The sequence below is a fragment of the Paenibacillus sp. MAEPY2 genome, from assembly GCF_000499205.1.
Lineage (GTDB): Bacteria > Bacillota > Bacilli > Paenibacillales > Paenibacillaceae > Paenibacillus > Paenibacillus vandeheii.
Genome location: NZ_AWUK01000065.1, coordinates 25,677 through 44,661, shown reverse-complemented (window position 1 = coordinate 44,661; position 18,985 = coordinate 25,677). Strand labels below are relative to the sequence as shown.

The following is an 18,985-nucleotide window of genomic DNA, read 5'->3' as shown; positions in this document are numbered from 1 at the left end:
TAATTTTTTTAAATATAATTGTCGATTATAACGAAAAGAATTTCACCAGCGTCAAGATCATGTTTGTTCGTTTGAATGACATCTAAATGTTGGTTAACATCATGGACGGTTACCGTGGCGGAAATTAACTTGGGATGAGTGTGCTTTTCATCTATGTAACAAAATCTGTCCTTGTGTTACTCGGTGTCCTATTTGAATTTGGAGTTTTGAGAATAATTCAAAGCCCTCGTAAAGGTCTGAAGAAATATGGAGACATACTTTAATACCTGATTCTGTACGGAGTTCAATTGCATATTCGGAGTAATAAATCATTGTTATTACGCCAGTTACCGGTGATACTAGAGTGACTTCTGAGGAAACAATCGTGACTTGAGAATCGGTCTTTTTTGTTTCAATCATCGATTTAGAGCAATTTTCAAGTTGTACAATGCTTCCTTTTAAAGGAGAGCCAATATGTTCATTTCTTAACAGCGGTGTCATTGAAGATTTACTTTTCTCATTGTTCATGCCTGAATGATCTGATTTCTGTTCTATTAACTTCACGATACATTCATGTATCTGGCAAACATAAACACCCATGAAAACCTGAATTTCATCATTCTTTTCCCAGCACCCAAGCACTTCAGGCAACTTTTCAATTTCATGTTTTTGCACCATCCAAACATCTTGAGGTTGAACCTTTAGTCTAGTTGTACAACACGAGAGCGATTTCAAATTTTCTAGTCCTCCAAAATATTGGACTAAGACTCTTGAAATTTCTTTCTCATCTTTACTCATGATATGCAGCTCCCTTCTTTAGCGTAAAGAATATTTTATGTAATGCATTACATGTCAAGATTTAAATACTATTTTCAGTAAATTATATAAACCGGGAATTCTAATTGAGATAAATGAAGGTGTTCTCCCAATTCCGATGCGCATTATGAATCTGATTTGTCTTAGTTAGACAAAAGCAGCCAATCACAATGGATCGGCTGCATATCTTGGTATTGTTATGCTATCGTAATTTGTTTTGATAGCAAGCAAAAACAGACGCTTCCTAAGTTGAAGTGTCTGTTCTTGCATTGCGATAGAGTACAGAGCCATTCTCCCATAACATTGTGTTAATTTTTGGGGGATTGGAAATACAAACGTGGTCAAGAGAGAATTATAAAACTTGTACACATTTCACACTAATTTTCTCCCCGGTGTGCATCTGGAACAAGAAACTTTACCAAATTTAGATTAGTCTTCGTATCAGATAAACAATAAAAAAGGATTTAACTTTTCTTCTCCAAGGCAGTAGGGAACTTTATGTCAAATTCTAGCCCGGTAGGGAACTTTATGTCACTAAAAATTGACACAAAGTTCCCTACTAAAAATTAAAAACCTCCGTATTTTATAAGGGATTTCTTGGTTGGTAATTTTATGTCATTCTACAATGAGTTTTCACAGGAAGACATAAAATATAATGCTCGTTAGTTGAAGGCAGCCGATCGTGTTGATCGGCTGCCTCCATGCGTTTTATTGAACTATAGTATCTTCAACTACTACTCTCCAATCAAATCGGCAATCGATTACAAGTTCTTGTCCCTCTACATTCCTGGCTATTCGTTTGTACTTTAAGTTCCAACTCTTCCGTAGGGATAATGACCTCAACACCTTGAATGTACTCATCCATTTGTCTTTTTACTTCTGATAACATAATAGGTATTTCTTCTTGTGAATGTTCAACTACCCTTATCAGCCATTTACCCTCCTTCTGTTCTTTCATAAATAATTATTTCAGACTGTTGGAAAAGTAAAGCCAATGTCACATGTGATAACTGAGTACAGTTTCGGAAGTGATTTTATTCAGCTCGATTTATTGTTTTAACGGTTGTATGATGTCTTTCCATTTTACCTATCTAAGTGAGAAGGAAATCGGCAACAGAGATTGTCGGGGAATGACAATCCTCCAGTTGATTCCCGCGATTTCAGCTCACTAAAATATAGGGAAAAGGATGATGAAAATGGCAGTAGCAAAATATAAACAAACAACATGGAATGGAATTACGGTGGACTACATCGAAGCGGACATTTCTACGATCCAAATTGAGGATTTAGGCGGTAAAAACCTTACAGCATCCACCAAATATGGCATAAACGGAACCTTCTTTGATGACAGCACTGGTTTCGTCCATGGTATTGCAGTTACTAAAGCAGGTAACCCGGTCAGGAATTATGCTTCTACAAATGCTTCCTATAAACGTGGCACAATGGTTTGTATGAGGCCAAATGCTGGCATTCCCCAAGTAGCGAATGTGTTCGTCATTAACAAATTAGCTGATCTGTCTGCCCCTACTAGTTGGATTGAATGGGCTATTGGAGGCATTAGCCTCAAACTTCAAGAAACTGTTACTAGCGAAACGGCATTCAACAACCTGCTGAAAGATGAAAAAGGCAATGTTGATTTCGGAGACAACAAACGTGCTGCGATCGGCTATAAAGGTGATAAAATTGTCCTGGCTGTAATGAGTAAAGCAAACGATTGTACGCCATTAGAAGCAAGAGGCATCATGAAGTCTCTCGGATGTACAGATGCTATTATGCTAGATGGCAGTACGGCGGCACAAATACGTGCCAAAAAGCCAGATGGTACAAACTACACCTCTGGTGGGCCACGCCTTGTATACAGTATCATCACCGTGAACGGGGCAACTTGGTCCTAATCCTTCGGTTTTTAAAGGGAAATCGCAATATGATTTCCCTTTTCCTATTTCTCTTTTTAAAAAAATGTAACTTTTCCCATCATTATAGCGTCTTTATCTACATGAATCTTATAAAGGTGGGATATAATGATAAAATCATTTGCATTAACAGTGTTGTTAACTTCATTTATTCTTCTTACGGCGTGTGGTGATACAACCTCACCAAATGATGAACCAAATAACACGACAAATACATCTCAGAATTCATCACCTGAGACATCTCCGAGCCCTGAAGCGGACCCTTCAACCAAATTTAAACCTGGTATTGATATTGATTTTAAAGAGGCTGAATCCTCCCTTACGGAAGAAGAATCCCCTCTTCTAGATGTACTTAAATTAAACTTAAAAGGCCTTGTTGAGCATGATCACAATCTGTACCGTTCCGGATTTGTCACCGAAAAACTGGCCGATTCCATGGATGGGTATTATAGTGAGGAATTCCAATATAATTTTTCAACAATTGAAAGCATTGAAAATAATGAATCAATCAAAAACCAAGTGCATGTTACTGTCCTCGGGGAACGTTTAGATTCCAGTACAGACACGATTGAAGAAGTTAAAATGATGTACGCGGTCCGGATGAATAATGAAGGTATGTGGTCCATCTACACAATTGATTGATACGTGATTGCTGAATTTCACTAAATGTAGCTGTGGCAACAAATTTAAATTAACGAACATTAAAGAATGGATCTAGAGTAAATTTACTGTAGATCCATTTTATATTCTCATCTGATTACAAGCTACAGGTTGATACAAAATCAGCAAGTAGGAAGGAATTCAACAAGTATCGGTGATCTTAGATTACCATACTTTGTAAAACACTGAAATTTGATTTTGCAGCTTATCATAGGCTCTAAATAAATCCAATTATTTAATTGGATGAAACTGCTGTATCAGGTTTTTTTGTGGGGGATATTCAAGAAGACCAACATACTTATCATTCAATTGTAAGCCTAAACCAAACTTTTCTTTTCGAATAGAGACAATTTTACAGATTGCATATTGATATGCCTTGACCTTTGTAATGACATTGTCTGGTGCATAACTGTTGTATTGAATGATGCCTTCAAGCCCTTGTTGCTTTATGTTAATGAAGAGCTTCACTACTTAAAGTTAAAAGAGCCAAAGCGAGAACGGATGAAAGCAGCGTGACATAAGTCTCTCCCCTTACTTACTCGGTGACGATCCGTGGTACGTGCCAAGGGGGCTCATACTTCTGGAGACAGACAAATAGGACGGCGATAGCCGTCCTAAAGTTTTACTATTTCTTTATGAAACTTCTCGGATTAACTCTTTATTATTGTTCTTCACATTACCTACTGAAGAGTCCACCTTGTATGCACGCATTTCTTCGGCTGCAAACGGTCTAAGAAGTCCTATAACGCTTTTTTTGTCTGTTTCTCTATTTAACCACTCTTCTTCATCTTGCGGTCTAATAATGGCCGGCATACGGTTGTGGATTTCAGCCATAAAAATATTAGGCTCGGTGGTTATAATAGTACACGTTGATAATTTGTTTCCGTCCGGATCTAACCAAGTGTCATACAGGCCCGCAAGCGAGAAAATAGAGTTGTCTCTCATCAAGATTCGCATTGGCTGCTTTCCGGATACATCCTTCTTCCACTCATAAAAACCTGAACAAGGAACGATACATCTCTTGGAACTGATCAACCGCTTAAATGCAGGTTTTTCAGTTAGGGTCTCAGCACGTGCATTTATCATTTTAGATCCGATTTTGTCATCTTTAGCCCATGAAGGTACAAGACCCCAACGAAGTGAACCTAAACGATTACCATTACTGGTTGCAATAATTGACGGTATAAACTGCATAGGGGCAACGTTATAATTTGGTCGATAGTCAAAACCGTTAGCATCGAAAGCTAGGTATCGTTCCATTATGCTTTCAAGAGGATCTACAATTGTAAATCTGCCGCACATACGAATGCACCTCACTATATTATTCGTCATTGATCTATGATGGAGAAGTGTTAGTTAGTAACAAAGGCTCCACACCCCGTTAAGCTACAGTAAAATCAACTAGTTCCTCTATTATTGGTGATCTTAGTTTACCATCTTTGGTAAAGCACTGAAATCGCACTTCGCAACTTAAAACTGGTTCAATATAGATCCAATCCATATTTTCAGTTCTTACAAGTTTCTTTGCTGTAGAATGAAACTTAGACAAGATGTCTTTATGTGGTGGAAATTCAAGTAACCCGACGTATTTTTCATCCAGTTGTAATCCCCAACCAAATACCCCTTTTCTAATTGCAGAGATCTGGCATGTGACATATTGATACGCCTTTATTTTTGTAATTACATTTTTGGGTCGTGAATTTAAATAATAAGGTGCGTCACTGTTGTATTGAACTATTCCTTCTAATCCTTGTTGTTCTACTCCTAAGAAGAGCTGCAAACCATCATCATATAAAGGTGTTATGGAGATGATCTCAGATGGTGGTAATAACATCTGAAGAAGTTCACGCCTCTCATCAAATGTCATCGTCGTTACAGACTGGCCATCGACCCACAAAACGTCCCATATCGGAAAGTGAGCTTTTAATGTTTTACAGATTGATTTGACGGCGGTAGACTTTTTCGTGTGAAAACGGGTCATTGCATCGTCCCACCAGATCTTCGGTGGTTGATCTGTAGGCTGAGTAACATCAAAAGCGATGCATTCTCCATCCAGGATAGCCGTTTTAACGGATAACTTTATTTTTTGAAGCTCCGGAAAGCGTCCAGTTACTTCAGTTCCATGTCTTGTATATGCACGTACACTACCATTATCGTAATGAATTAAGATTCTAAATCCGTCCCACTTAATGCTGGACTTCCAGTCTTTTTTAATTTCACCAGGTACTAATGGCTGTAATAACATTGGTTTTAATGGTTTATTTAGCATAAGTAAAAACCTCCGCCCTAACTTTAGCATGCGGAGTATAAGTGATTCTATATGAGATTGTTGGGATGAATGAGAATTATGTACAGTCAAATGTTATTATCTATTCCGGGGATGTTTTAGTTGATCCAATTACCTTGGCCGGTGTAATCGTTGTTCGAATTCTTGTCGAAGGTATGGTCGGTTATATTCCAAAAAGGCACGTGCAGTTTGAAGCACAAAGCTATGATAACTTGAATCAGTTGCTGACCTGAGCCAATAGTCGAGAATCGCTTGATCATCTTTCTGGCCACTCCACCATTCGATCTTGATTTGCCCGGCTTTGTCCATCTCACGCAATTTATTCCGGACATCGGTATAGACTATAGGTGGTGCAATTGGGGTGACGGCGGTATCCGTGATAACTTCCTCATTCCAACGTTCAGGTTCTGTGAAAAATGGACCGGCATCTAACTTATATATCGCTCCTGGTACATCACGATACCGGAATTCAAACGCTCCAAAGACTCTTTCAGTAAAAATGGGAATGCCATTCTCCCTATGTTGCCCCATTACCCACCCTCGCCCTTCGCGACCTAAAAAGGCGTGAGCCATGTCAAAATCGACTGCTGCAAATACTCTGCCTTCATTGTTGTGCCCGGGATTAATAACCTTCAGATCCGTTTGCGGTGATGCATGATAGACGATTTCCATGTAATAATCATCCTCTCGTTATCTTGTTTTTTACATGCTTCTGAGAGGGAAATTAAAGTCATCATGATGATAGGCTTCCTAGCAACGTTATTCCCCACATATTAGCCTTTGACTATCTTTGATTTACTGAATATCATGTCATACCACATTATGGATGTCAAAGAAGATGTTTTAATCCATAAGTTTAAATAAATGCATACAAAACACAGTCTAAAAAAACCTGCTCTATATCTTCTTCAATAGCTCCTTTTGACTTGCTAGATATATAGACTCTTAAAATAAATATGGAAATATTTTTAAATATATGGTAAATTATTTCCATCACCAACATCTGCTAACAAGGAATAGGTGAACAAATCTAAAATTGGAGGGAATAAAATTGAAAAGATTCAAAAAGAGTTTATTAATTTTTTCTGTAGTAGCCGCATTAACGTCGCTGTCGTCCGTTTCAGCCTTTGCAGCTGAATCTCCATCACGACCTGCAATTATCGTGGACTCATCTCTTCCTGAAATCACACCATTTACCGAGTACTTACCTATAACTGATGGTAAACTCACTAGTTCAGGAAATTCTTGGTCTCAGAAGGCTGGATACGATTATGCCAGAGTGTATATTTCCAATACACAATCCCAAACTCTAAATGTCTATATCTCATACAATTTAAATGGGAAAAAACAAAATATCTGGACTGGGACAGTTAGTGCGAATAGCTCTAAGACTATTCTTGTTACTAACGCAAGTGGACAAACTTTTAACGTAGATTATAATACTGCTGATGGTACAGTAAGTGGAAGCATTGAAGTACGTGCGTCTGACGTGCCATTCGGCTAAAGTTCCATAATTAATCCATTTAGTAAGGGTTACGTCTCAAAAAAGAAGACTTCCAAGATAATTATTGGGAGTCTTCTTGATGAGAATTAACCCTTAATTTAGCCATGTGGAAAAATTGTTCTTCCAAATTCGACAAAACAAGCTGGCCTATGGTTTGGCCAGCCGGTTGCATTATGAGAGAAACATTGAAGTTCAATCAACCAATAGACTATTTTTGAATTGCAACTGCACCTCGAATTTATTTTCCGGAGCTAATAAGAAGAGAGTCCTTATTTTCTTGTATTTCTTTTTCCATATTCTTGAATATGATACCATCACAACTTTTTCATAAATTATTCCGGTTCCGGACTGTTCATAATTTACTGAGACTATCTCTTGAAACTTATCATCTAATAGCTGATCTAAGATTCGTTGGTGAGTCTTCATGCGGTACGTTTTTTTTGTTTTTCGAGATCCCTTTTCGAGTGCTTCTATAAGTTCTAAAACAATTGATTTAAGTTCGTGACGATCTACTGTACCTTCCGGGAGATTCATGTGAAGAGTTCTCATAAATCGGTTCATTATCACATAGGTGGTGATTTTCTTATAGACAAGTCGATCGGCTACGCTTACAACGAAAAATAAGAATGAAAGTATCACTAGATCAGCAGCAGCATTAACATTAAATCGCAGAAGAACAATAAAGCTACATAAACATAATGTGATCCATAAAGCCCAGACATACTTTGCTTTAATAGCAAATCTAATAGTATCACTGCATAACTTAAATAAAACTAATTTGATCATAATAACTTCTCCTCTTCTATAATATATAGATTCATTATAGAATTTTTAAAAATTGAGATGGGCCAAAAATGGTTCTATACTGTTTGAGTCAACATCTGGCTTCGTTGAAAGAATATAAGATTTAGGAATACATGGTCTGATTTTGAGTCTGTTTGCGCTGTATCTCTGTTTTCAAGGGATTACGTCATACTGGCTGCTGTCATATCATAATTCATAATTTGAAATTCCTAGGCCGTTGTGGACCTTCGCTACTAGAATAAAAAAACCGCTAAATTTAAGCGACTTCAGTTGTTGCTATCTTCTAAAAACAAAAAAACTAGATTATCTAGCTACCCCAACCGTGACCACTCATTAATATAGTTCCTTTATGGTATCTCTACGTTCCTGTAGCTGTTTATGTACTTCAGTAATCACAGTTGAACGTATAAGTGCCTTTAATTCTATCAAATCATTAGTGACTTCTGGTTCAGGAGGAGTGTACACAGTGACTCGCCCTTACCTAAAATAAGCCAATCCAGAGTAACATTGAAATGCTCACATAAAGCGATAGAAATATCAAGGGATGGTCTATGTCGATCTTTCTCTATATTGGAGATTGAGGCGCTCGTGGTGCTTTTATATTCTGTTATGACTTTGCTACCCTGCTCTCGAATGGGGTATACGCATAACTTTAGCTAAACCGTCCATGTTTAGCTTTTGGCTGCTGCAGAGCATGCGAACTCGATCACCAATTGTGTCCAAACTAGAAGCCCTCCTTGATTATCACGTAATTAAATTTCAATGTAATAGCGTTCGGATTATAAGTCAACAAAAAAGAGACTGATTAATTCAGTCTCCTCTGGAGAGTCTCTGGGTTAGCATGTAAATAACTGGGTAACTCACTGATGAAACCATACGAAAGATTTTTTAGATCAAGGGATCTGCCGCAGCTTATTATTATCTAATTTGGGAGTAGAATCATAATTTTCTTCTTTCCATTCATATACCCACTTGTCCATTTCAACTATATGTGACTTCTTCTCCACCCTTGCCAGGTGAATCCCCTCGACCGTGGTATCAATAAATATCCCCTGATCCAATGCTCCGACAAAGTCTTTTGCTTCAATTACATACCTTTTGTATTCAGAATTACATAAATCGTAATCTCCAATACAAATTAAACCCATTTCGTTGTCGTAAACTAACCAAAGTCCTTCTTTGTCCATCCAACTATCCCCCAGTAAGTAAATATAGGCATCATTTTTCATGTTTACTTAGGTATTTATAAGACCGATTCTATCTCAAGTGATAGGTAATAAAATCTAACCTCCAATGTTTGCAACACTATACTATCTAAGAAATAAGGATGAATAAAGTAATCAAGCCCAGCAGACAACAGCCTAGAAAAGCTTTTCGTCGATTAAGGTTTTCTTTAAACTTCAGAATCCTGAAAAACGCAACACAACCAGCAAATATAAGAATCAAATGTTCAGTTCTTTCTGGAAATAAAATAAGACCTGCAATGCCCCATAAAGATAGAACTAAGTAATACAAAGCAAATGCTAGAAAAGGAATCTTATTGATAAGGGTCATCTGAAAATTTCTCCCGTCATAATTTTAGATTTTCACTTACAGAGCATATTTTTATTTTTTAGTTGAATTTTCATGTATCTGCGTAATCTTGGTATCATTCGTGAGTACGATATTTCGTAGCACGGATTGAAGTTCATCTTGTCTGAAAAGTTCCATATCCATAATCTCTTTATCATATCCACACCATGTTTCCCAATTGATAAAAAGATCGATTTCACATATATCTGGATCATATTCAGTAATCTCTAAGGGGTTATCATACAACATGAGAACTATGTCCATAACCTCGTCTTCCGACATTCCGTAATGCGGGTCAATGTCAGAAGCTTGCAACTGAATGTAAGCAATTAAAATTTCCATGACCTGTGGTTCAATAGATGAATTCATTATGCATATGGTGTCTTCAATACCGTAGGTGTGTGTCAATATATATGCATAAAGGGTGTGTGAGTTAAGTTTCTTCTTCTGCAACACTTCTTGTAATCTATTTTCTCTGGTATCTATACGTCTCTCATCTTGTTCTGACTGATCCGAACGTTGAGAGTGTTCATTTAGTGCCGCCACTGCTTTCCAATCTTCAAGAGTGAAATTTCGTCCTATTACCGTTCGTTCAAGTGAGAAAATACCTTCTCTTTTCAAGATATTATCTTGGAGAGATACATTTTCGTCGTGTTTAAACGAGGCAAGGGTGTTTCTATTTAGCTTAATTTCTCCTTCAACTAAAGCTGCAAAAGGAACGCCGCTTTGCAAAGCAGGATAAACTTGAATGTCCACCATTTGTAGTTGGATACAGTATGGACCCTGAAGATAGACCAATCTCTCTCCGATAATTTGTTGGAAAATGGATTGAATACTAACTAATTCACCGGATAAAGTAATTCCAGACTGGGGTTTATATAAACCGAAAACAATGTGAAACTCGTCCTTTTTATGAGGAGCGATCTCAATCAAACTATTGGAACGTTGAAGGTATTCAATTTCGGAAACATGCACCAAGTGCTTGCTGCCATCACGATCCATTACTGCGTATTCCATGCGAACTCTCCTTTGTTATATGGAACAATTAAGTTTGACGTTCATAGTCATACCTGGCAACAACACCATACATGCCTGTATGCAGATGTTGATTTCCAACGATGAAGATTTAATTACTTCTCAGGTATTACAATAAAGGGCCGAGCATTGAGGATAATTTCTGAATTCGTATTTACTGGGTTTTGGCCATCCCCTCGATCTTCATGTGCTCTGAGTTGTTCTTGTACGTTTTTAACAGCCCGCTGAAGCTGACGTATTTCTTCTTTCAGTTCCACAGGTACATCCGTATATTCCAGGACCGTTAATCCCCAAGATACGTGATGAGAAGCATTTCCGAGATGCACTAACGATTGAAAAATATAGTCATCCTGCTTACCGAGTTGCTGGAAATCTTCATAGTTTGGTTGATGAGCTGCGTAGCTACCAAATGGCTTGTCTGAATTTAAATCATTCATATATTATCCTCCTTGATGTACCAGTCAAACAAATGACAGGCTTCATATTGTTTAAATATTGCAGGGCAATAGTGACCAGATACTGATAAGATAGAGGCTAATCAGTCCTCTGTGTACCATTCATCATCTTTTCGTAACTCTCTAACCGATTCATGTTGAGATTCACCGCCACACTCCGGACAGTTTTCCCAGCAGATGAGGAGGCTGTCTACCCACTTATTGTTATAACTTATGCATATCCAGGGGCATAATTTTAGTTATGTTCTTTCCCTCTGTTGTACAATTGTTTTCTCCACCCACATCCATTTCACCGCCTGCAGTCATTGATTTGACCTTCAGCAAAATTTGCTCAGTTTTTTCATGGAGTTCCTTCACTATTCCATCAAAATACTTAAAATTGATAACCCATCGACCATCTTGATCTGATTGACGTGGGAATTTGGACATAGTTCTCTCTTCAATCTTCATGTGCGGCTGACTGATCCCAACATCTGGTGAATTCTTCCCCCGCTCATACTCGTTCCAAACAATCACATGGTGCGAATTCTCGGGCTCGTTCTCGGTACTCACAAAAGATTGCTTTTCAATCCTGGCAAGTACTATGCGTCCCTCGCCTTCAGATCCATGAGAAGAAAACTCGTTCTTCACTGCCTCAACTTGCCCCTCATATTCTTCAGAAGCCTTGTTGTATTCCGCCACACACATTAGGCCTTCCTGGTTGTCCCACACCATCCATAAATCAAATGTATTCCTAGTCAACTGTACTGGCTTAAATTCTCTCTCTCAATTTTGAGGATGTGATGCCTCCATTAGTGTCATATAAGCAGCCGTAGCCCGCTGTAAAGGTGCTGCGTCTAACAACCAAGCGATACCTTCCGGCGCCATATGACCTTCCACACTGTAGAATATGTTCGCCTCCATCACGTTGGATAAATTTGTTACATAACTCTCAGCGTTTACTTGAAGGGCCTTACTTTGAATTCTCAGTGAAGCGGAACACTCATAGGTGTAGCAGGGTTCATCATATTCATCCATACCTTCAAATGAAGTCAAATCAGCAAGCGCCGCGTTGAGCTGTTTATCCGTCATGTCCTTTATATTCATTTTAATTCTTCCTCTCCTAAACCTTGTAAATTTGAGCTGTGCGGGTGCATGTCCAATTAACTCATCGATCGTTTCGACAACAAATCTGGCTTAAGTCTGTAGTGCCTCTTCCCCCCGATTAACATACATTCGCACCATTCCGATTCATAATTTGATAGCGCAGCAGCAAGACTGTTTTTTGGCGATGAATAATGCGTACTGCACCTCTCCAGTAGATCCGGCAGTGACACCCATCCATCCTGGCATCTTAAGTTTGCACGTTCATGATCATAGCGGTCATGCTTCCGTTCAAGAAATTCCCTGACCCTGAGCATGGTAGTGCGGTATGCCGTAACGTGACCGCCTTTGTTGCTTCCTGCATCCGGTGAGTGGGTCAAGTGGTACTCCGTTAGAGCTTCGCGTAGAATTGGCTTTATTTTACGGTTTAGCTTTGCTCTAATGACGTTGTGTACCTTTTCCTCTGATACATATAAAAGACCTATCCCATACATTTTCATAATCTCAAGCGCAAGCTCTGGCACAAAGTTACTTATGAGCTGACCGTGCACGTATCTTACCGGAGCAGGGACAGCAGCGTAAACAAGGTTGGCGTGTTCCCTCCAACCTACACACTGGTCCAGTAAGACGAGAGAAAGCGATGTTTTAAGTTCAACTACCGTATCAACTGGACCATGTAGCCCAAGCAAGTCGGCCCTGCGGAGCGTTCCCCTCTTTGGCTGAACCTCTGAGAAAACAGAATTCCCTCCATATTCAAGCCAGGATTTCACTGGCAAGAACAGTTCAGTCTCTTTCATTCTCCACCACTCCTTCCTGTTATAAGGACTGTGTTTTCATTGAAGGAATTAATTCTCTCGCGGCCAAGAGTTCATCTACCCTCATCTTGAAGTCTTCTGCAGCAGCATCGTGATGATTAGCGGTATCTTCAACTTCAGGGAATAACTGATATGTAAGGTCATTAATAAGGTCATATCTCGTAAGTCCGTCTCGCCGGTAGGCCTTTATATTATTTTTGTATTTGTAGATTTCCTCAACACCTGCCGCTAACCAGATCTCCAGAAGCGTCCGTTCCAGTTCTATCGTTGATTTTCGTAAAAGAGCTTTCTTTGCTTCTTCAAGTTCCAATCTGAGTCGATTAGCTTCTGCTTGTGCATCAAGCATTTCACTCAGATTTTCACCACGTTTAGATTTATAATCTCTCAGTTCTTGAATTGCTTTGTCTCTATCCTTTTCTGCATTGGACAGATCCGTATGTCCATGAATTGATACTTGGGAGCAGTTTGATGGATTCTCAGTTAATTTCTTATTCTCAACAATGACTTGTTCCAAGGTTAGGAGTATTTTCTCTAATCCGCTATTTGGACGAACTAGCATATTCTCAATACCGCTACTTGGACAGATTGTAATTGCAGTACTCGTGTCTTCAGCCCGCCCTGGATAGTTAAACAGTAATTGATCGCCTGCCGTCCAGAGTAACTGCCCATTGTCAATTAAGTCGAACACTTTATAACTCTGGTTATCTTGATTCACACTCATCTTCAAAACCCTCTTCCTTGAATTTTTATTGTTGTGCTTAAGTCGTGCTAGTTTACAATTTGTTTACGGTTAAGGTGTCAGATATATCGATGTCCCAGTGATGCAATTCTCCAAGAATGAGTCGCTGCTGTACGTCTGTCATTCGATCCAATTTAGTAAGTAGCCATGTCACTTGTTCATCTGTTGGTTTATTCTGACCGAGTACATGACATCCTGAATTTCCCTGTTTGTCCACCCATGGTAGGCATCCAAACTTTATGAAATTTGGTACCTTGTTAGTGTCACCTTCTCCACAAGTCTCACAGCCAGGTCTTTGTGCTCCTGATAAGCACACTCATGAAATACACCATCTGGTGCGAGAAATCCGGAAAGCCCGTTATAGTTTCTTGGACCACGTTTTGCTTCTTTTGTCGATAGATATACTTGTTGTCCCATATGAGCGTTACTCCTTTATAAATTATTGACTCATTACAGTTACAGTTGCTTCCCCATGGTCTTTGCTGTTTTCCGGATCTGCATCCGGTCTAATTCCTGACCCCCTATTCCAACGTGTTTCCCAGTTTATTAGGATCATCGTATAGGTACACAGGGCCTTCCCAGTAATACTCACACCGTTCACATTCCCGTTCCACGTACCAACAGCCTAATGATTGATCAAAAGTCCACTCTTGCTGTTTGTCACTGCAAGAACAATCTGTGACCATTTTACGGGGAGGGGGAGGCTCACTATAAACCTTAGGAGTATTGAGTGCTTGGATAATAGGTGCCTTTTCCAACATAGCTTTTCTGCGCTTCTTATTCCAAAACCACATTTCTTTCACCTCATAAATTTCGTTAATGGTGCAACTGCCGAAAGCAATCCGAGTAAGACGATTCAATACAGGGTTTTGATGCTTCATCCTAGGGTTTGCGTACAGCGCCTTCCGGCTAAAAAACTGGAGATATTCGGCGGGAATCCTTTACAAATAAATTTGGAATCTCCCGGTGTAGAATGTAATAACTAGAATGATTATTGTAAGACCGATACATGCTCCTTCCACAACCCCTCCCCAGCGTGAACCGGTACTCATGAGGTTAAACTTTAAACGATACTTGAATGGTGGAAGTGGGCGTATCCCCCGGTTCGTAAGGGAATCTGCTAACAGATGCAGAGCATAGGATAAACTGCCCCCAATCCATATCGCACTGCTTATTTCATGTGAAGCAAAGTATAAGATGGCTGCCCAGATGCCAAGTCCATAGATGGTGTGGGTGAGTCCCCGGTGTGGAAGAAAGACACAAACCACAAGTAAAGCACCAATAATGTAATTCCAAGGGGCAATACCTTGGCCAACTAAGATCAAACTTGTACCGATCCCCACCATACACATGTTCCGGAGTGTGCGGAGGGGGAGAAAGGAGAACAGTCCAATTGCGATCGCTATTCCTATATTCCACGGCCAAGGCATGACACCGGAAAAGAAGACGACCGCACCGGTTGCAATGAGCAAGAGCTGCAGAAGACGTATGAGCCCCCTGGGCAGTGTTCTTGAAACTATTAAAGAGTTGGGTTCATCAATATCCGGTAATAGAGCACTTATCCCCGTTATGAGTATGGCTGAAATAGTAATAGGCTGATTGAGGATAGCTAGTGCTGACAGTGTTAGTCCTGTGCTAATGACAAAATGGGATCGTCCCATCATTTGAGTTACCCCCTTAACAAGGTAGAATATGTACCAAATCGGACACGTTGCGCGAATACTTGCATGTTGGCAAAGTCTTAATAATCATCTTTCCGTACCTTTTGGTGTACATACGATTATCCAGGATGATGACAGCGCCTTGACACTGCATGGATCGATTCAAACGTCCGAATCCTTGCTGAAGTTTGACCATCATCTTGGGAAACATATAATCAAAGAAACTGCTACGCTCTGCTTTTTCTATCACTGCAAGTTGAGCTTGGATTAACGGTTCATTGGGCATTGGAAAAGGTAGCTTTACAATGACAACAGTCGTCAAAGCATCTCCCGGTACGTCTACGCCTGTCCAAAAGCTTGAACATCCTAGCACCACTGTCCGAGGTTCCGTCTTCAGCTGCTTAATAATGAACTCTCGATCGCACCCGGGATACTGAATTAACAGATTCAATCCACTCTCAACACAGAAACTTTCTATGGATTTCGCGACTTGATTCATGGTTTCAAAACTTGTGAACAATACAAGCATGCGGCCACCGGTATACATCAGGATCTCTTCTAACTTTTCACCCAGGTACGTGTTGTAGTTAGAGCTGCTCGCATCTGGAGCGTCGTCCGGACAGATAATCATCGTTTTGTTCTTATAGTCGAAAGGGCTGTCAACGATAATGCTGCTGTAGTCATAATCTTTAGCCCCAACACGACCAGCGTAGAATGCGAATGTTTTACCATTGGCTGTGATCGTAGACATCGTGGCACTGGCAAGAACAACAGTCACTTTATCGAATAAGCCTTTAGACAAGACAGCTTTTGGGTAGAGCGGAGCTGCATGGAGTATAAGCTGGCCTCTACTTTCAATTGTGGCCCAGTACGCCCATGATTTCCTTTCATTTGAGCTAATGAAGTCTAAGTCATCGTTTGATTCAAACATGCGCTCTAGTACGTCTGAAACGCCTTTTAAGCGATAGGATTTTACCTTCTCGATAAAAGCACCGAGTGTGCTAACGACTTCTGATACTTCAATGCCCTGGTTCATGAGCTTAAATGCGATCTGTTTGCCATCCTCGTTCTTCATGTGATCGCGTACATCTTGGTACACATCATCAATCTGTTTTTGAAAAGTTTGCCGCAGCTCATTCAGTTCCATCTGTTGATCCAATCCGAGTGAATTTACTGAGTTGCGTTTATATAGATTTTCAAATAAGTTTTCGAAGTGTTCTACACTCACTTCTTTCTCGAAAACTTTGCAGCATACATCCTCAATTTCATGAGCTTCATCAAAGATGACTGCATCATAGGGCGGTAAAGAGCCATTCCCGCCAGTTTTCTTTCTCATTTTCAGATCATTAAAGAAGTATGCAAAATTGGTTACGATGATATGAGCTTTTTGCATCTGTCCTTTGAGTACTTCAAGCATGCAATTGTCTGGTTTGGAGGTGGCAGGACACCTGGATGCACTAATTTGCCGCCAAAGTTTGTCTTCAACATCAAACCCAAGCTCGGTACGTTCTCCAATCCCATCCCGACTCATACGGGAATGTATTTTTTGGATGACTTTTGCATCCTCATCCGCACTTAAAAGTTTTTCTTGCCACAGTTTTTCTACCTTTGTATGACAGAGGTAGTGATCCTTGCCTTTAACCAATTGATACTTGAGTTTCATGTCTTCCATTTCTAAGATGCTTGCTACTCGGGGGAGTTCAACATTAACGATCTGTGTCATGAGGGGAATTGTGTGGGTACAAACGATGACTGTTTTTTTGTTTTGTATGGCCCAGCGTGCAGCGGGTGTTAAATAACCCAATGATTTACCGGTTCCGGTTCCTGCTTCACAAAGCAAATGTTCATTTTTCTCAAGCGCATGTCCTACTTTCGTTGAGATCATGATTTGCGGAGCTCTGGGCGTATAACCATTTATCATTTTAGACAGATGGCCATCTGCCCCAAATGCGCGTTGAATGAAATCGTCCATTTTGCATCATCCTATATTAATATACTAATATATTAACAAATTAAAAGTGGAAAGTAATCCTTTCCACTAGAATTGTTGCTGTTTATGTTTCAAATTTTTTCAAGGTATCCTTATCAATCTTACGCTTCAGGTGGTTTGGTAGATGCCCAAAGCAATAGGTCATTTTCTCACGATTTAAGTTGGGGACCTGACGTAGTAGTTCCCATTCATCTGCAGTGAGCACTTTATTACATACTAGGCATGTACGATTAACTGCTTCTTTGGAATGTACGACTGTGGTTTGATTCCCGGGGTTCATATGTTCCAATAGATGCTGCAGAGCAGGATTACCAGCCCAATCGTTCTTTTTGTATGGAGCCAGATCGCGCCAACCCATTTGATAAGTATCCAATGCCGTAAGATATGCTTCGTTCACAGCTTGGTCAACAGCTGTAGTGATATTCTTTGGTTCAGTAGCAGGATCACCTGGGATGATAGCAAAACCATATCCATCTCGGAAGTGAACGTCAATTTCCACTCGGACGATGGATTTTACATATCGATGGGGTACATTGATTTCTAGTTCTTTAATCTCCAGGTTCCACCGGCTTTCGGTTGCTGATTCCACTCGATCGGTGTATACCTGGTTCGGGATATAAGGTCTATTGTTATCACTGCGAAACTGAACTGTACCATTGGCAAAAGTACGTTTCAGCTCGGCTACTATTTCTTTGTATTCTCTTTCCAATGGTATTCGTCCTTTCACTCATATTTTTTCAATGTGGACTCAAACGCCTTATAAACACGTAATGCCAATGAGACCCGGTCTGGAAGATCTCGCTGAAGCTGCTTGAAATATTCAATACCAGACTCCGTGATTTCGTAATAGCGGTAATAACGATTCTCGCTTTCCCAATAACTATGAGCATGGCCTTTTTCAGCAAGCTTCTTAAGCCTTTGGGTGAGGTAGGAGTCGTTGACTCCTACTCCCTTCAATGTTTTGGTAATGACTTGATCGAGTTCTTTACCGAATCGTCGTCCGGACTGTAACTCGGCCAGAACTAAAAAGTCGATAACTTGCTGTACTTTGACCACATGCCCTAAGGATGACTGTTTATCAATTTTGGTTGTATCTTTGCGCATGCAGTTTTGCCTCCTTTGTTTTATTGAACGAGTTTTTTGAAGATCAACTTCATGAACTTATCTGATTTCTTTTCAGGAAACTGGTCAATGAATTCTTTAAGAATAGTAGTAAAGTCTTCAGAATCTCGTGCAAGCCAGTGTAGATACTGTTTGATGGTAATCTGCCAGATCGTGTTCTGAGCCACATAAATCGGTTTTTTTTGGTAGTGCAAAATAAACATTAAGCTAATTAGATTAAGCAAAGCAAATATCGCTATGAAACGAGCTGAACCAAATTCCAAAAATAAATTATTTAGAACTGCAGTACAAACTAAAGATCCAATGGTTGCAACGATGGTAGCAGTTGTGATGTAAAAGTCCGTGATCTTATGCAGTTTTTCTGTCTTGGCCAGTTGTTCCGTGCCGTAGTAGCTAAACAAGACCAGGTTCTTAAATTCAATTTGGTTCGAATCTGTCAGACCACTCATGTACTTAGTGAGTTCAGCCTTACCTGGCTTCCGTTCTAAAAATTCAAGATATGTTCTGAGTTTGAGAGACACATTCAGGTCTCCTTCCGGTTTGAGTTATG

At 39.8% G+C, this 18,985-nt stretch carries 25 protein-coding genes; 3 read left to right on the top strand and 22 right to left on the bottom strand.

The genetic code is table 11. From position 1 onward, the window contains the following. Positions 1 to 147: 147 nt before the first annotated feature. On the bottom strand, positions 148 to 777 hold the full coding sequence (locus tag P364_RS0133225; protein ID WP_024634281.1) for a PTS glucose transporter subunit IIA: 630 nt from the start codon (positions 775 to 777) through the stop codon (positions 148 to 150). Between the two features lie 763 nt (positions 778 to 1,540). Further along, a complete protein-coding gene (locus P364_RS0133220; RefSeq protein ID WP_024634280.1) occupies positions 1,541 to 1,753 on the bottom strand; it encodes a hypothetical protein in 213 nt (70 codons plus the stop codon). Between the two features lie 238 nt (positions 1,754 to 1,991). On the opposite strand from P364_RS0133220, the gene P364_RS0133215 reads away from it, so the two are divergent. Both P364_RS0133215 and P364_RS0133210 read left to right on the top strand, forming a co-directional pair. Beyond that, positions 1,992 to 2,690, top strand: a complete 699-nt coding sequence (locus P364_RS0133215; RefSeq protein WP_024634279.1) for a phosphodiester glycosidase family protein — start codon at positions 1,992 to 1,994, stop codon at positions 2,688 to 2,690. 126 nt (positions 2,691 to 2,816) lie between these two features. Further along, positions 2,817 to 3,350: a hypothetical protein gene (locus P364_RS0133210; RefSeq protein ID WP_024634278.1), complete on the top strand. Its 534-nt coding sequence runs from the start codon at positions 2,817 to 2,819 to the stop codon at positions 3,348 to 3,350. A gap of 651 nt (positions 3,351 to 4,001) precedes the next feature. Here P364_RS0133210 and P364_RS0133205 read toward each other — a convergent pair. The 3 genes from P364_RS0133205 to P364_RS0133195 all read right to left on the bottom strand — a co-directional run bounded on the left by P364_RS0133205 (position 4,002) and on the right by P364_RS0133195 (position 6,327). Further along, positions 4,002 to 4,670: an SOS response-associated peptidase gene (locus P364_RS0133205; RefSeq protein WP_024634277.1), complete on the bottom strand. Its 669-nt coding sequence runs from the start codon at positions 4,668 to 4,670 to the stop codon at positions 4,002 to 4,004. A gap of 79 nt (positions 4,671 to 4,749) precedes the next feature. Then, positions 4,750 to 5,637, bottom strand: coding sequence for an ATP-dependent DNA ligase (locus P364_RS0133200; protein ID WP_024634276.1), 888 nt, complete (start codon positions 5,635 to 5,637; stop codon positions 4,750 to 4,752). 129 nt (positions 5,638 to 5,766) lie between these two features. Further along, positions 5,767 to 6,327 (bottom strand): hypothetical protein, encoded by a 561-nt coding sequence (locus P364_RS0133195; protein ID WP_024634275.1) that lies wholly within the window; start codon positions 6,325 to 6,327, stop codon positions 5,767 to 5,769. Positions 6,328 to 6,706: 379 nt separating this feature from the next. Between P364_RS0133195 and P364_RS0133190 the strand changes: the two genes are divergently transcribed. Then, on the top strand, positions 6,707 to 7,159 hold the full coding sequence (locus P364_RS0133190) for a hypothetical protein (protein WP_024634274.1): 453 nt from the start codon (positions 6,707 to 6,709) through the stop codon (positions 7,157 to 7,159). Positions 7,160 to 7,351: 192 nt separating this feature from the next. Here the strand turns inward: P364_RS0133190 and P364_RS0133185 are convergent, their stop codons facing one another. From P364_RS0133185 to P364_RS0133110, 17 genes are all read right to left on the bottom strand, one after another. Then, the gene (locus P364_RS0133185) at positions 7,352 to 7,945 is read right to left on the bottom strand and encodes a hypothetical protein (RefSeq protein WP_024634273.1); all 594 of its coding nucleotides are present in this window, start codon (positions 7,943 to 7,945) and stop codon (positions 7,352 to 7,354) included. 443 nt (positions 7,946 to 8,388) lie between these two features. Continuing rightward, positions 8,389 to 8,541, bottom strand: a complete 153-nt coding sequence (locus tag P364_RS38830; protein WP_373456368.1) for a helix-turn-helix domain-containing protein — start codon at positions 8,539 to 8,541, stop codon at positions 8,389 to 8,391. Between the two features lie 315 nt (positions 8,542 to 8,856). Next, positions 8,857 to 9,150 carry a hypothetical protein gene (locus tag P364_RS0133180; RefSeq protein ID WP_024634272.1) on the bottom strand — a complete coding sequence of 98 codons (294 nt, stop codon included), beginning with the start codon at positions 9,148 to 9,150 and terminating at the stop codon, positions 8,857 to 8,859. Between the two features lie 127 nt (positions 9,151 to 9,277). Beyond that, positions 9,278 to 9,517 (bottom strand): hypothetical protein, encoded by a 240-nt coding sequence (locus P364_RS0133175; protein ID WP_024634271.1) that lies wholly within the window; start codon positions 9,515 to 9,517, stop codon positions 9,278 to 9,280. A gap of 51 nt (positions 9,518 to 9,568) precedes the next feature. Then, positions 9,569 to 10,552 (bottom strand): hypothetical protein, encoded by a 984-nt coding sequence (locus P364_RS0133170; RefSeq protein ID WP_024634270.1) that lies wholly within the window; start codon positions 10,550 to 10,552, stop codon positions 9,569 to 9,571. A 113-nt stretch (positions 10,553 to 10,665) separates the two neighbouring features. Beyond that, on the bottom strand, positions 10,666 to 11,007 hold the full coding sequence (locus P364_RS0133165) for a hypothetical protein (RefSeq protein WP_024634269.1): 342 nt from the start codon (positions 11,005 to 11,007) through the stop codon (positions 10,666 to 10,668). Positions 11,008 to 11,229: 222 nt separating this feature from the next. Continuing rightward, the gene (locus P364_RS0133160; protein ID WP_143812682.1) at positions 11,230 to 11,706 is read right to left on the bottom strand and encodes a hypothetical protein; all 477 of its coding nucleotides are present in this window, start codon (positions 11,704 to 11,706) and stop codon (positions 11,230 to 11,232) included. 84 nt (positions 11,707 to 11,790) lie between these two features. Further along, the gene (locus tag P364_RS0133155) at positions 11,791 to 12,111 is read right to left on the bottom strand and encodes a hypothetical protein (protein WP_024634267.1); all 321 of its coding nucleotides are present in this window, start codon (positions 12,109 to 12,111) and stop codon (positions 11,791 to 11,793) included. Between the two features lie 56 nt (positions 12,112 to 12,167). Beyond that, complete coding sequence (locus tag P364_RS36485) at positions 12,168 to 12,905, bottom strand: hypothetical protein (RefSeq protein WP_024634266.1); 738 nt, start codon at positions 12,903 to 12,905, stop codon at positions 12,168 to 12,170. Between the two features lie 19 nt (positions 12,906 to 12,924). Continuing rightward, on the bottom strand, positions 12,925 to 13,644 hold the full coding sequence (locus P364_RS37135; protein WP_024634265.1) for a hypothetical protein: 720 nt from the start codon (positions 13,642 to 13,644) through the stop codon (positions 12,925 to 12,927). A 52-nt stretch (positions 13,645 to 13,696) separates the two neighbouring features. Next, on the bottom strand, positions 13,697 to 13,879 hold the full coding sequence (locus tag P364_RS38390) for a hypothetical protein (protein ID WP_236642274.1): 183 nt from the start codon (positions 13,877 to 13,879) through the stop codon (positions 13,697 to 13,699). 20 nt (positions 13,880 to 13,899) lie between these two features. After that, a complete protein-coding gene (locus tag P364_RS37930) occupies positions 13,900 to 14,079 on the bottom strand; it encodes a hypothetical protein (protein ID WP_024634264.1) in 180 nt (59 codons plus the stop codon). Positions 14,080 to 14,603: 524 nt separating this feature from the next. Next, positions 14,604 to 15,326, bottom strand: coding sequence for a metal-dependent hydrolase (locus tag P364_RS0133130; protein ID WP_024634262.1), 723 nt, complete (start codon positions 15,324 to 15,326; stop codon positions 14,604 to 14,606). Between the two features lie 13 nt (positions 15,327 to 15,339). Next, complete coding sequence (locus P364_RS0133125) at positions 15,340 to 17,295, bottom strand: ATP-dependent DNA helicase (protein WP_024634261.1); 1,956 nt, start codon at positions 17,293 to 17,295, stop codon at positions 15,340 to 15,342. 82 nt (positions 17,296 to 17,377) lie between these two features. Further along, positions 17,378 to 18,022, bottom strand: a complete 645-nt coding sequence (locus P364_RS0133120) for a hypothetical protein (RefSeq protein ID WP_024634260.1) — start codon at positions 18,020 to 18,022, stop codon at positions 17,378 to 17,380. A gap of 14 nt (positions 18,023 to 18,036) precedes the next feature. Next, entirely contained in the window at positions 18,037 to 18,417 is a 381-nt protein-coding gene (locus tag P364_RS0133115; RefSeq protein ID WP_024634259.1) for a PadR family transcriptional regulator, read from the bottom strand. A gap of 20 nt (positions 18,418 to 18,437) precedes the next feature. Beyond that, positions 18,438 to 18,956 (bottom strand): hypothetical protein, encoded by a 519-nt coding sequence (locus P364_RS0133110; RefSeq protein ID WP_024634258.1) that lies wholly within the window; start codon positions 18,954 to 18,956, stop codon positions 18,438 to 18,440. Between the last annotated feature and the right edge of the window lie 29 nt (positions 18,957 to 18,985).